This window comes from Microbacterium zouquanmingi, assembly GCF_052266695.1.
In the GTDB taxonomy this organism is placed as follows: Bacteria; Actinomycetota; Actinomycetes; order Actinomycetales; family Microbacteriaceae; genus Microbacterium.
Genome location: NZ_JBQPQZ010000002.1, coordinates 526,198 through 538,871, shown reverse-complemented (window position 1 = coordinate 538,871; position 12,674 = coordinate 526,198). Strand labels below are relative to the sequence as shown.

Sequence of the window (12,674 nt, the reverse complement as noted above, 5' to 3'; positions counted from 1 at the left end):
AGGCTGAGCACATGACTGGGACGTACGGCATCATCTGGAATCCTTCGAAGATCGACGAGGACACGCTGCGCAGCGCGGTGGCTGCGGGCCTCGGCGACGACGTGCGCTGGTGGAAGACCAGCGAGGACGACCCGGGCCGTGGGATGGCGCAGGAGGCTGTGGATGCCGGCTGCGGCACGGTGATCGCCGTCGGCGGCGATGGGACCGTGAGAGCGGTAGCCGAGGCTCTTGCCGGCACCGATGTCGTTGTGGGCATCGTTCCGCAGGGCACTGGCAATCTGCTGGCCCGCAATCTGGCAGTTCCGCTGGACGACATTCCTGCGGCTTTGGAGCGGATTCGCGCTGGCGTAGATCGGCGCATAGATCTCGGCTGGGTGCGCTTCGACGATGAGGACGAGCGTGCTTTTGCGGTCATGGTGGGTTTCGGAGTAGACGCGCAGATGCTCGTCGAGACCGATGACGATCTCAAGGATCGCGCAGGCTGGCTCGCCTACGTTGAGGCGATGGGACGCGCGATGGCGGGCACCGAGATGACCGATGTGACGCTCACGATCGATGACGGCGAGCCGCAGGAAATTCGCGGACATACCCTCCTCATCGGCAATTGCGGCATGGTGCAGGGCGGTGTGCGTCTGCTTCCGGATGCGGTTCTCGACGATGGGCGTCTGGATCTGCTGCTGGTGAGCTCGGAAGGCGCGCTGCAGTGGCTCGATACCGTGCGCTCCGTGGTCTGGGACAACGGTATCCGCCGTCTGCTCACGCGGGGTGAGGAAGCCATCAGCACCGATTCGACAGATCATCTGAGCGCGGAGCGCATTCGAGTGGGATTGAGCTCGCCCCTGGCGTTCGAGGTGGACGGCGAAGAAGTCGGCGAGGTCTCATCGTTTGAAGTACGGGTGCAGGCCGGTGCACTCCGGGTGCTCTGAGTGTGGTGAACCCAAAAGTGCCGGACCTCGCTGTGGGCGAGAGCCGGCACTTTCTTCTGTGGGGGGAGCTGACGGTCAGACGCCGTAGTAGAGCTCGAACTCGAACGGGTGCGGTCGCTGAGCGATCGGCAGGATCTCGTTCTCCATCTTGTACGAGATCCAGGTCTCGATGAGCTCTTCGGTGAACACGCCGCCCTCGAGGAGGAACTGGTGGTCTGCACGCAGGTCCTCGAGCGAGTCGAGCAGCGAGTTGGGGACCTGCGGGATGTTCTTCGCTTCCTCTGGGGGAAGCTCGTACAGGTCCTTGTCGATCGGCGCGAGCGGTTCGATGCGGTTCTTGATGCCGTCGAGTCCTGCCATCAGCTGAGCAGCGAAGGCAAGGTACGGGTTGCTCGAAGCATCCGGGACGCGGAACTCGATGCGCTTGGCCTTCGGGTTCGATCCCGTCAGCGGGATGCGGATCGCCGCTGAGCGGTTGCCGGCGGAGTACGCGAGGTTGACCGGTGCTTCGAAGCCCTTCACCAGGCGGTGGTAGCTGTTCAGTGAGGGGTTCGTGAACGCGAGGACGGCGTTGGCGTGCTTGAGCAGACCACCGATGTACCAGCGGGCGATGTCGCTGAGCTGACCGTAGCCAGCCTCGTCATAGAACAACGGCTTGCCCTCGCTCCACAGCGACTGGTGCGTGTGCATTCCCGAGCCGTTGTCGCCGTACAGAGGCTTGGGCATGAACGTGACTGTCTTGCCCCACTGCTCGGCGGTGTTCTTGATGATGTACTTGAACTTCAGGATGTCGTCCGCTGCGTGGACCATCGTGTCGAAGCGGTAGTTGATCTCCTGCTGACCACCGGTGCCGACCTCGTGGTGCGAGCGCTCGAGAGCGAAGCCCGCCTCGATGAGGTTGAGAGTCATCTCATCGCGCAGATCTGCGGTTTTGTCGACGGGGGCGACGGGGAAGTAGCCGCCCTTGTACGGCGTCTTGTTGCCGAGGTTTCCGCCCTCTTCTTCACGGGCGGTGTTCCACGCGCCCTCTTCGGAGTCGACGCTGTAGGAGCTGGTGTTCGAGGTCACCGAGTAGCGGACGTCGTCGAAGATGTAGAACTCGGCCTCAGGGGCGAAGAACGCGGTGTCGGCGATGCCGGTCGACGCGAGGTACTTCTCGGCCTTCTTGGCCACCTGACGCGGGTCCTTCGAGTAGATCTCACCGGTGCGCGGGTTGTAGATGTCGAACAGCATCACGAGCGTCTTGGCCTCGCGGAACTGGTCGAGGTAGGCCGTGGTGACATCTGGAATGAGCTGCATGTCGGACTCGTGAATGCTGGCGAATCCGCGGATGGACGACCCGTCGAAGAGCTGTCCATCGGTGAAGAATGCCTCGTCGACGGTCGATGCCGGGATGTTGAAGTGCTGCTGCACACCTGGCAGGTCGGTGAAGCGGATGTCAAGGAACTTGACGTCGTTCTCCTTGATGTAGCTCAGTACTTCGGACGAATCGGTGAACATGTATCACTCCTGGATGATTCGGGTTGTTGGTCTTGAGACCTTCACGAAGACTATGGGCGAGGCATTACTCCGCCGTGTCCTCTTTGTTTCAGCCATGTTACAGACCCTCGGTAGACTGACTCGGTGACCGAAGAACGCAATTCATACCCAGGTGAGCGTCTCGGCCTCCCCGAAACCGGCCACGGCAGCATCGGCAGAGCCGGTCGCCGCATTGGCGCACTCGTCATCGACTACCTCGCGGCAACACTGATCGCCACAGGGTTCTTCGGCTACGACCAGTTCGCCCTGCCCGACGAGGCGGGGCTCACCCTGTTCGCTCCGATGATGGTCTTCGCGGCTCTTCAGATCATTTTCATCCCGACTCTGGGCGGAAGCCCTGGACACCGCATTCTCGGGATGCGCGTGGTGCGTATGGGCGGTGGATGGGTAGGGCTCTGGCGCCCGATCGTACGAACGCTCCTCTTGGTGATCGTCGTTCCCGCGGTGATATGGGACGCCGACCAGCGCGGACTTCATGACAAGGCCGCGGGAACGATCCTGATCCGCGGTTAGGCGCGGCCGCGATTGCGTCTTCGTGCTGCCTTGGGCGCACGAACGCCGAGGAAAGAGCGCGCCGGGTCGACGATGAATCCTCGCCGCAAGGCCTCCCGGCCGATCAGCATCCGAAACCCCATCTCGTCTCTTCTGCTGAGAGTCACTTCCGCGATGATGGGTTGATCAACGAGGCGGATGGCCAGCAGAACCACCAGTCGCTGCTGCGCATGTCCTGAAGAACTGCGCACCTCACGACGATCGTGGATCGGGCATTCCACGATCGTGGCATCCGCATCGGTGTCCTGCCATGGATTCACGCGGAACCGCACCCAGTCTTCACCCTCGCGATCGAACTCTACGATGTCGAACGCATGCAGAGAAGAAGTCCGTGCACCGGTGTCGATCTTGGCCTTGATCCAATCGACGCCGACATCCGGCAGGCTCACCCATTCACGCCACCCGATAAGAGTGTTTGAATGGGATGTCATAACCACGCGATACATCTTGGCAGGAAATCTACGTGAAGATCGCCGTCCTCTCCCGTGCACCGCAGGCATACTCCACCCAGCGTCTACGCGCGGCTGCACAACAACGCGGCCACGACGTCAAAGTGCTCAACACTCTGAAGTTCGCCATCGACCTCACCGGTGACGAACCAGACCTGCACTTCCGCGGAAAACAGCTGAGCGACTACGACGCGATCCTTCCGAGGATCGGCAGTTCGATCACCTATTTCGGCACCGCTGTGGTGCGCCAGTTCGAGCAGATGGACGTCTACACGCCCAATACGGCCAACGGCATCTCCAGTGCGCGTGACAAGCTGCGCGCGAGCCAGATCCTCTCGAGGCATGGCATCGCGATGCCGGCGACGGCATTCGTGCGCAATCGCGCTGATGTACGTCCGGCGATCGAGCGCGTCGGCGGCGCCCCCGTGGTGATCAAGCTGCTCGAGGGAACCCAGGGCATCGGCGTCATCCTCGCGCCTCAGGTGAAGGTCGCCGAGGCGATCATCGAGACACTGCATTCCACGCGGCAGAACGTGCTGATCCAGAAGTTCATCGCCGAGAGCCGCGGCCGTGATATCCGTGCGCTCGTCGTCGGGGATCGTGTCGTTGCGGCGATGCGTCGAGTCGCCGCTGGTGACGAGTTCCGATCGAACGTTCACCGCGGCGGCAGCGTCGAGGCCGTGCAGCTCGACCCGGCGTACGAGGCGGTTGCCGTGCGATCGGCGCAGATCATGGGATTGCGGGTCGCGGGTGTCGACATGCTCGAGGGCGACGACGGGCCGCTGGTGATGGAAGTGAACTCTTCACCGGGTCTGCAGGGAATCGAGCAGGCGACGAAGCTCGACGTCGCGGGCGCGATCATCGACTACATCGCCGCGCAGGTCGCGTTCCCCGAGATCGACGTACGGCAGCGCCTGACGGTGTCCACCGGCTACGGGGTGGCGGAGCTGAGTGTGCACCACGCCGCAGAGCTCGTGGGCAAGACTCTGGGGGAGTCAGGGCTGTGGGAGCGAGATATCACCGTGCTGACGCTGCACCGCGGCGTGAGCGTGATCCCCAACCCCCGCAAGAACTTCGTGCTCGAGGCCGATGACAGGCTGCTCTGCTTCGGAAAGCTCGACGAGATGCGATCGATGATCCCCGAACGACGCCGACGCCGTGCGAAGGTGCGCAAGCTCCCGAAGGCGCCGCTCATCTGACGATGCGTGCGCAGCGTTCCCGCACCCTCAGGCTCAGCGCGGGCGCTGTGCCCGCATCTTCGTCGGGTCGATCCCCTTCGGGATCGGCAACGACGCGACAGACTGCGAGACGGAGTCGATCCGGCGGATCACGGCAGCGAGCGTGGTCTTGTTGATCGCGTTGGGAAGCTTCTTGATGGTCTTGGCGAGATCGGAGATCGCGACGTCGTCATCGCCGTGGCCGACGTAGAAGACGTTGACCGGCACGCCGTGTGCGACACGCTGAGCCTTCGTGCGCTCCTCGTTGATCAGGCGCGTGAGTCGTCCCCGCGAGCCCTCGCCGACGATCACAATGCCGCCGCGGCCGATCGCGCGGTAGACCGCTTCCTGCGTCTTCGGGTTGATGCCGACCGGAGTGTCAGACGCCTGCCACTTGCGGCCGAGACTGCTGCTGAGGATGTGACCGGTCGCACCGGGCATTCCGTCGATCTTCTGGTACATCGCCGTCGTCGATAGACGCGTCATCAGGAACAGCGCACCCAGCACACCGAGCATGAGGCCGGTGACGCCCCAGAGCACGAGCGACCAGATCTGGAATGGCGGGATGAGGTAGCCGATGACAAGACCGATCAGCACACCCGCAACGAGGATTGCGATCTGCGCCCACGGCAACCACCCATACACCTCGCGTGTGAACCGGAAGAGGGACTTGATCTGGGAGAAGAACCCCGGACGCTTTTCGGGTTCAGGAGCACGCTTAGCCATACCCACCAGAATACCGATTCAACGCAGTGTTGAAGTTCGCGTTCGCGGGGGGCGCACTTGTCATGCACATTGTCGTAGGTTGACGGATCTCTCCACATTCACGTCGCTGCCGGCGCGGAGCGGTGATCGGATGCGATGTGATGAGGCGATGACCGAGATTGCAGCCCCCTCTGATTCCTCTGCTCTGGTGCCCGGCGTCCATCGTCGGGTCCGCACAGTGGATGGAGGCGAGGGGCCGTTCTCCGGCGCGCTGGTGGTCTACGAAGACAGCGTCGCTGTCTGCATCGATACGCAGGAGCTTTCAGAATGGGGCGGATGGGCATACTCCGACACCGAGCATGTGTGCGGGATCCTCGATGTTCGTCGCCGGAGGGACGGACACGACGCGCTTCTGCCGTGGTGCACGCAGCGAGTGGAGACCTTTCTGGGGCGAAGGCGCGCCGCGAATGCACTGCTCGCACCGGGCGAGCTCGCCACGCTCACTGCCAGTTTCCTCCGAGGTCTGCGCGAACTCGGTGATGCGGCGTCGGACGGAATCGGCGACTGGTGGCTGACAGGCGACGGGCGTCCTCTTTTCGTCCACGGTGACGGGGGTGCCGCTCGTTCGCGCACCGGAGGCCTCGTCGAGAGGCTCACCGCACACACGAATGATCGCGCCACCCTGCGAATACTGGACGAAATGCAGAGTGCACTTCGTGAACGCCGACACCATCACGATGACGACGTGCGCTGGGAGGGTGAGCTGTTCGCGATCGCTGCGCCCCGCGCGCTGCGAACGGACATCTTCGCTCCGGAGAAGGCTTCAGATGTGCAATCAAGGCGTGCGCTGCGCCCCGGAACGGAGATGCGACGACCGTTGCGGCGATCGCTGCGCGAATCACGCACGTCTCAGCGCGCATGGCGAAAGCTGCTCACCACCCTGCGTGGGCTCGCCGGCTCATCGCACGACGGCGCGATGTCGCTCCTGCACCGACGCACTGAAGGGAAACCGCGTGGTGCGGCTGCGACACCTCGTACCGGACCACCACCCACGCGCAAGCGGGCGCTGATCGTCGCGGGAGCGCTGGCGGGGCTCGTCCTCGTCGTCGGTCTGATGTGGCCGGAAGGGCAGGATCCTGAGGCGGCGCAGGCATCGCAATCGACGCCGAAGAGCACACCGGATGCTGAGGTCCCACCTCCGGCAGCAGAGGAACAGGGCGGCGCGGAGACGGAAGAACCGCAGGAAGAGCCCTCACCAGCAGTGGAGGAGCAGGCGCTCGACGCAGTGCCAGCGATGCTCCAGAGCATCGCTGCGTGTGCCGAAGCGCGTCTCGAGTCCTGTCCGCAAGCGCTGTCAGCTGGTGTCGCTGTGCCGGCCGCCGGTCCCGTATCTCACGGCCCAGATGGCAGCACGGCTGAGCTCGTCGATGACTACGGTGACGTCGCTGTCGTCAGGCTCACGCCGATCGACGCGAACGCGGAGTCGTCGGGGCAGATTCTCGTGCTTGAGCGCGACAGACAGAAATGGCTGGTGCGCGACATCTACGACGTCGCGCACCAGCCAGATTAGTTCGAACCGCTATCAGGCTCCGAGGTCGGCTGCGAAGTTCGCTGCCTCGAGGCGAGCCTTGACCGCTCCGAGGAAGCGCGCCGCGTCGGCACCGTCCACGATGCGGTGGTCGTACGAGATCGCGAGATATGCGTAGGAACGCACAGCGATCGCGTCGATGCCGTCGACGGTCACGACGCCGGGGCGCTTGAAGACCGTGCCGGTGCCGAGGATCGCCGACTGCGGCAGGAATACGAGCGGAGTGTCGAACAGCGCGCCACGCGAACCGGTGTTGGTGATGGTGAACGTGCCACCGGCCAGCTCGTCGGGTTTCAGCTTGTTGTCACGAGTGCGCGCTGCGAGGTCTGCGATGTCGTGAGCGAGCTGAGCGAGGTTCTTCGTCGCAGCGTCACGAACGACCGGCGTGAGAAGACCGCGCTCGGTGTCGACCGCGATGGAGATGTTCTCGGTCGCCGGGTAGACGATGTTCTCACCGTCCACCGTTGCGTTGATGATCGGGAACGCCTGCAGAGCCTCAGCTGCCGCGAGCGTGAAGAACGGGAGGAAGGAGAGCTTGTCGCCCGTCTTCTTCAGGAACTCGTCCTTGACGCTGTTGCGGTAGTTGGCCAGGGCCGTGACATCGACCTCGACGAAGGTCGTCAGCTGAGCGGTCTGCTGCAGGGATGCGACGGCGCGCTCGGCGACGACCTTGCGCAGACGAGACATCTTCTGCGTCGTTCCGCGCAGCGGCGAGACCTCGACAGGCGCAGCGGCAGGGGCTGCAGCTGCAGCCGGAGCTGCGCTCTTGGATTCTGCGGCCTTGAGGACATCTTCCTTGCGGATGCGTCCGCCGACACCGGAACCGGTGACGGTTGCCAGGTCGATGCCCTGCTGCGAAGCCAGACGGCGCACGAGCGGGGTCACGTAGAGCGAGTCCTTAGCGCCGTCAGCAGGAGCCGGTGCAGCGGCAGGAGCCGGAGCTGCCGGTGCTGCAGCAGGTGCGGGGGCCGCCGGAGCTGCTTCGGGAGCCGGAGCTGCCGCAGGAGGAGCTGCTGCTGCAGGAGCAGGAGCAGGAGCCTCCGCAGGAGCAGCAGGTGCTGCGGCCGGAGCGCCAGAGCCGACGCGGGCAAGAACACCGCCGACCTCGACGGTTTCGTCCTCTGCAGCAACGATCTCCTGCAGAACACCAGCGACCGGCGAGGGGATCTCGGTGTCGACCTTGTCTGTGGAGATCTCCAGCAGAGGCTCATCGACCGCGACCTCGTCACCGATCTGCTTCAGCCAGCGAGTGACCGTGCCCTCGGTGACACTCTCACCGAGTTCAGGGAGTCGGATGTCGGTCGCGTCTGCGGATGCCGTAGGCGCAGCCTCGGCAGCCGGAGCGGGCTCAGCCGCCGGGGCCGCTTCGGCCGGAGCGGGCTCCGCAGCTGCCGGAGCAGCCTCAGCGGGGGCCTCTGCAGCGGCAGCACCGCTGCCATCGCCGATGCGGGCAAGCAAGGCGCCGACCTCTACGGTCTCGTCTTCGGCCACGAGGATCTCCTCGATGACGCCGCTGACCGGCGAAGGAATCTCGGTATCGACCTTGTCGGTCGAGATCTCGAGCAGGCCTTCGTCCGCCTGAACGGTGTCTCCCACCTGCTTCAGCCAGCGGGTGACCGTACCCTCTGTGACGCTCTCTCCGAGAGCGGGGAGGACCACGGATGTGCTCATGACGGAGTCTCCTTCAAGAATGTGTATGACATATTCAGCTTAGTGACCCTGACACCGGTTGGTGTTCAGAGGGCGTGCAATGGTTTTCCGGCGAGTGCGAGGAAAGCCTCGCCGAGTGCCTCGCTCTGGGTCGGATGCGCGTGGATGAGAGGCGCGATGTCTTCGGGATGCGCTTCCCACGCGACGGCGAGTTGCCCTTCGGTGATGAGCTCGCCCACGCGATCGCCGAGCAGGTGAACACCCAACACAGGGCCATCCTTGAGGCGGACGACCTTCACGAGACCGCTCGTGCCGATGATCTCGCTCTTGCCGTTCCCGGCGAGGCTGTACTCGTAGGAGATGACGCCAGCGGATCCGTGCGCTGCGATAGCGGCGTCTTCGGTGATTCCGACTGACGCGACCTCTGGGTTGCAGTATGTGATCTTGGGAATCTGCGACTCGGCAATCGGCGCAGGGGAGAGCCCTGCGATCCGCTCTGCAACGGCAATGCCCTGCAGGAACCCGCGGTGAGCGAGCTGGAGCCCCGGCACGATGTCGCCGACAGCCCAGACATGAGGCGCCGACGTGCGCAGTTCCTCATCTGCGGTGACGAAACCGCGCTCGAGAGTTACCCCGGCCTCTTCGAAACCGAGGTCAGAAGTGACCGGCCCTCGCCCGACCGCGACCAGCAGATAGTCGCCGGTGAAGGACGTGCCGTCCTCGAGAGTGACGGTCACACTCGTGTCATCCTGCTCGGCTGTCTGGAAGCGGGTGCCCAACGAATACTTGATGCCGCGGCGGCGGAAAGCACGCTCGAGGCCCTTGCTCAGGGCGATGTCCTCGTTGGGCACGAGGTGGTGCAGTGCCTCGATGATCGTCACCTCGGCGCCGAAGGAGCGCCAGACGCTCGCGAACTCGACTCCGATGACCCCGCCGCCGAGCACGAGAACACGCTCGGGAACGACGTCCAGTGCGAGGGCCTGCTCACTGGTCAGAACGCGCCCGCCGATTTCGAGCCCTGGCAGGGACCGGCTGTACGAACCGGTCGCGAGGATGACATCGGTACCCGTATACACGTCGTCGCCGACCGAAACCGTGCGGTCGGGATTCAGCCGACCAGTGCCGCTCACGGTCGTGATGCCGCGTGCCTTGATCAGGCCCTCGAGGCCCTTGTACTTCTTGGCGACGATGTTCTCGCGATACGTGCGGACGCCAGCAGCATCCACACCGCCGAAGGTCGCGCTGACGCCGACGGATGCCGCATCACGGACGTGATCTGCGACCTCGGCGGCGTGGAGGAGCGCCTTGGTCGGGATGCAGCCGCGGTGCAGGCAGGTGCCGCCGACTTTGTCCTTCTCGATCAGGGCGACGCTTTTGCCCAGCTCGGCGGCCCGGAGAGCCGCGGCATAGCCGCCGCTTCCACCCCCGAGGATGACGATGTCGAAGGTGTGCGCGGTCATCGGCCCTCCGTGGCTCGTGCTTCAGCGAAGCTCACGAGCGAGCGCACAGTTGCGCCGGTCGCGCCCTTATCGGTGAATCCATACGCTGCGCTGCCGTTCTCCGAAGAGCCCGCGATGTCGAGGTGCACCCAGGGAATGCGATCAGCGTCTGCCTCACCGGAGACCCGGCCGACGAAGCGCTGCAGGAACAGTCCAGCGAACATGGAGCCACCGGCGCGGTCGCCCATGTTGGCGTTGATCATGTCGGCGATGGGGGAGTCGAGCGAATCCTCCATGTAGCTGGGCAGCGGAAGTGCCCAGGCGAGCTCGTCGGCGGTCTCGGTGGCCGCAAGGTACTCCCTGACAGCGTCGTCGTCACCCATCACACCGGTGTGCCGGTGGCCGAGTGCGACGAGGATCGCTCCGGTGAGGGTTGCGACATCGAAGATGACATCCGGGTTCTCACGACTTGCCGAAACGAGGCCGTCTGCGAGGACCAGTCGTCCCTCGGCATCCGTGTTGAGCACCTCGACCGTCTGCCCATCCAGCATCCGGAGGACATCTCCCGGGCGTGTCGCGCTGCCAGAAGGCATGTTGTCGGTGATGCACATCCAGGCTGTGACGCGGACGGGCAGCTTGAGTTCGGCGATCGCGCGCAGCGCGGCGAGGACGGTGGCCGAGCCGGCCATGTCGAACTTCATGCCGACCATGGAGGCAGCCGGCTTGAGCGAGAGCCCACCGGTGTCGAAGGTGATGCCCTTGCCGACCAGCGCGATGTGGCTCGTGGCGCCCTCAGGCGAGTAGTCCAGGTGCACCACGCGCGGCGGGCGGTCCGAGCCCTGTGCCACGCCGAGGACGCCGCCGAAACCCTGTTCGGCGAGCGCCTGCTCGTCGAGGACCTCGACCGAAACGTCGAGGTCGGCGACAGCATCCACTGCGCTCTGCGCAAGATCTGTCGGGCTCTGCCACTCGGCGGGAACCGAGACGAGGTCCTTGACCAGTGCGAGAGCGTCGCCCAGCACGCGGGCGCGGTTGGCTTCTTCATCGGTGATCGTCGAGCTGTGCACGCTGACGGCATCCGCTCGGCTTTTGCCGGCCTTGGCGCGGTATCCCTCGAAGCGATAGCCGCCGTAGACGGCGCCTTCTGCGGCGGCCGCAGCGAACTCGTCGAGCGGGCCGGCGAGAGCAAGTGCAACACTGCCGAAGCCGGTGAGTGTGCGGAGCGCGGTTCCGGACGCATCGCGGACGGCGGCTGCGCTCAGCTCCTTGCCGGCACCGACCACCGCGAAGGGAAGCTCGGTGAGCGAAGGCAGATGAACCCGTGCGAATGCAGAAGCAGAGCCGGTGAAGCCGATGGCGACCAGCACGTCCTTCAATCCTGGATAGGCATCCAGGGCATCTGGGTACGCCTCGAGATCAGGGACGAGGAGCACTGCGGCGTCTGCAGCGCTTCCGGGAAATGGATCAGTTGTGTGCGAGAGCGCAGGAAGCGTCATGCCTCCATCCTAGGCACCGGAAGCCACGAGCACTCCAGGCATGTTCGCTGTGAGCGAGACCACTGCGCCCCTCCCGACTGCGGTGACTCGTAGCATGGAAGCATGCCCGTCCCCGGAGAGCTGTACGAACGCGTCTCGAACGCACCCGCCGTCCCGCAGGGACTCCCGCTGGTCATTCTGATCACCGGCTTCACAGACGCGGGCAACGCGGTATCCGGATTGATCGAGCATCTGCGCGATGTGACAGATCCGCAGCCGATCGCGATCTACGACAACGATGTTCTGCTCGACTATCGGGCTCGTCGCCCTGTCTTCGTGTTCGAGCAGGACCATTTGACTGAGTACCGTCCTGCGCGACTGGAGCTGTCGATCGCGCATGACACGCTCGGCCAGCAGTTCCTCCTGCTCTCAGGCTACGAGCCGGACTTCGCCTGGAATGCGTTCACACAGTCCGTGATGGATTTCGTGGACGAGTTCGCGATCTCGGGCATCACGTGGGTGCATTCGATCGCCATGCCGGTTCCGCACACAAGGCCTATCAGCACAACAGTGAGCGGCAACCGCAAGGAGATCACCGCGAGCCTCTCGGTATGGCGTCCGCGGACCCAGGTTCCGGGAACCGTGGGGCACCTGCTCGAGTACCGCTTCGCCGAGCGGGGAGACCGGGTCGTCGGCTTCGTCCTCCTCGTGCCGCATTACCTGGCAGAGACCGAGTATCCCGAGGCCGTCATCGCGGCAGCGGACCGGGTGATGGGCTCGACGGGAATCGTGCTGGCGCTCGACGATCTGCGCGAGAGCCGCGAGGAGTATCTCGCCAAGGTCAACGATCAGGTGGCAGGCAACGACGAGCTTCGGCAGATGATCCACACACTCGAGAACCGCTACGACTCCTACATGGCGGGACGGGACCCCGAAGATGTCGACCGCTTCGATGACGGCGGATTCGACGAGCGCGACCTGCCGAGCGCTGATGAGCTGGCCGCTGAGCTCGAGCGGTACCTCGCCACCAGGCCGCCGGGCGATGACGACAAGCGTTCACGGTCCTGAACTTCTTCATCGCACGTTGCATCCGGCACGCAATTCATGTGAGATACTGGTAATCCGACCCGTTGT

Annotated in this window: 11 protein-coding genes; 5 read left to right on the top strand and 6 right to left on the bottom strand. The window is 64.4% G+C overall.

Annotated elements, in window-relative coordinates; genetic code table 11:
* Window positions 1-11: 11 nt before the first annotated feature.
* Window positions 12-926, top strand: a complete 915-nt coding sequence (locus tag ACTU6U_RS06740; RefSeq protein ID WP_443468379.1) for a diacylglycerol/lipid kinase family protein — start codon at window positions 12-14, stop codon at window positions 924-926.
* Window positions 927-1,001: 75 nt separating this feature from the next.
* On the opposite strand, the gene glnA is transcribed toward ACTU6U_RS06740, so the two are convergent.
* Window positions 1,002-2,426, bottom strand: a complete 1,425-nt coding sequence (gene glnA / locus ACTU6U_RS06735) for a type I glutamate--ammonia ligase (protein WP_443468378.1) — start codon at window positions 2,424-2,426, stop codon at window positions 1,002-1,004.
* Window positions 2,427-2,549: 123 nt separating this feature from the next.
* Here glnA and ACTU6U_RS06730 point away from each other — a divergent pair, with 123 nt between their 5' ends.
* Window positions 2,550-2,978: an RDD family protein gene (locus tag ACTU6U_RS06730; RefSeq protein WP_443468377.1), complete on the top strand. Its 429-nt coding sequence runs from the start codon at window positions 2,550-2,552 to the stop codon at window positions 2,976-2,978.
* On the opposite strand, the gene ACTU6U_RS06725 is transcribed toward ACTU6U_RS06730, so the two are convergent.
* Window positions 2,975-3,463: an ATP-dependent zinc protease family protein gene (locus ACTU6U_RS06725; protein ID WP_443468437.1), complete on the bottom strand. Its 489-nt coding sequence runs from the start codon at window positions 3,461-3,463 to the stop codon at window positions 2,975-2,977. The two genes, ACTU6U_RS06730 and ACTU6U_RS06725, sit on opposite strands and share 4 nt — an antisense overlap.
* A gap of 17 nt (window positions 3,464-3,480) precedes the next feature.
* Between ACTU6U_RS06725 and ACTU6U_RS06720 the strand changes: the two genes are divergently transcribed.
* Window positions 3,481-4,665, top strand: coding sequence for a RimK family alpha-L-glutamate ligase (locus ACTU6U_RS06720; protein ID WP_443468376.1), 1,185 nt, complete (start codon window positions 3,481-3,483; stop codon window positions 4,663-4,665).
* A gap of 33 nt (window positions 4,666-4,698) precedes the next feature.
* On the opposite strand, the gene ACTU6U_RS06715 is transcribed toward ACTU6U_RS06720, so the two are convergent.
* Window positions 4,699-5,409, bottom strand: coding sequence for a DUF4191 domain-containing protein (locus ACTU6U_RS06715; protein ID WP_443468375.1), 711 nt, complete (start codon window positions 5,407-5,409; stop codon window positions 4,699-4,701).
* A gap of 148 nt (window positions 5,410-5,557) precedes the next feature.
* Between ACTU6U_RS06715 and ACTU6U_RS06710 the strand changes: the two genes are divergently transcribed.
* Window positions 5,558-6,958, top strand: coding sequence for a hypothetical protein (locus ACTU6U_RS06710; RefSeq protein ID WP_443468374.1), 1,401 nt, complete (start codon window positions 5,558-5,560; stop codon window positions 6,956-6,958).
* 12 nt (window positions 6,959-6,970) lie between these two features.
* On the opposite strand, the gene sucB is transcribed toward ACTU6U_RS06710, so the two are convergent.
* The 3 genes from sucB to ACTU6U_RS06695 form a co-directional block, all read right to left on the bottom strand.
* The gene (gene sucB, locus ACTU6U_RS06705; RefSeq protein ID WP_443468373.1) at window positions 6,971-8,647 is read right to left on the bottom strand and encodes a 2-oxoglutarate dehydrogenase, E2 component, dihydrolipoamide succinyltransferase; all 1,677 of its coding nucleotides are present in this window, start codon (window positions 8,645-8,647) and stop codon (window positions 6,971-6,973) included.
* A 65-nt stretch (window positions 8,648-8,712) separates the two neighbouring features.
* On the bottom strand, window positions 8,713-10,086 hold the full coding sequence (gene lpdA / locus ACTU6U_RS06700; protein WP_443468372.1) for a dihydrolipoyl dehydrogenase: 1,374 nt from the start codon (window positions 10,084-10,086) through the stop codon (window positions 8,713-8,715).
* Window positions 10,083-11,561: a leucyl aminopeptidase gene (locus ACTU6U_RS06695; RefSeq protein ID WP_443468371.1), complete on the bottom strand. Its 1,479-nt coding sequence runs from the start codon at window positions 11,559-11,561 to the stop codon at window positions 10,083-10,085. The genes lpdA and ACTU6U_RS06695 overlap by 4 nt, the downstream gene beginning before the upstream one ends.
* A 102-nt stretch (window positions 11,562-11,663) precedes the next feature.
* Between ACTU6U_RS06695 and ACTU6U_RS06690 the strand changes: the two genes are divergently transcribed.
* Window positions 11,664-12,608, top strand: a complete 945-nt coding sequence (locus ACTU6U_RS06690) for a proteasome assembly chaperone family protein (RefSeq protein ID WP_443468370.1) — start codon at window positions 11,664-11,666, stop codon at window positions 12,606-12,608.
* Window positions 12,609-12,674: the final 66 nt, after the last annotated feature.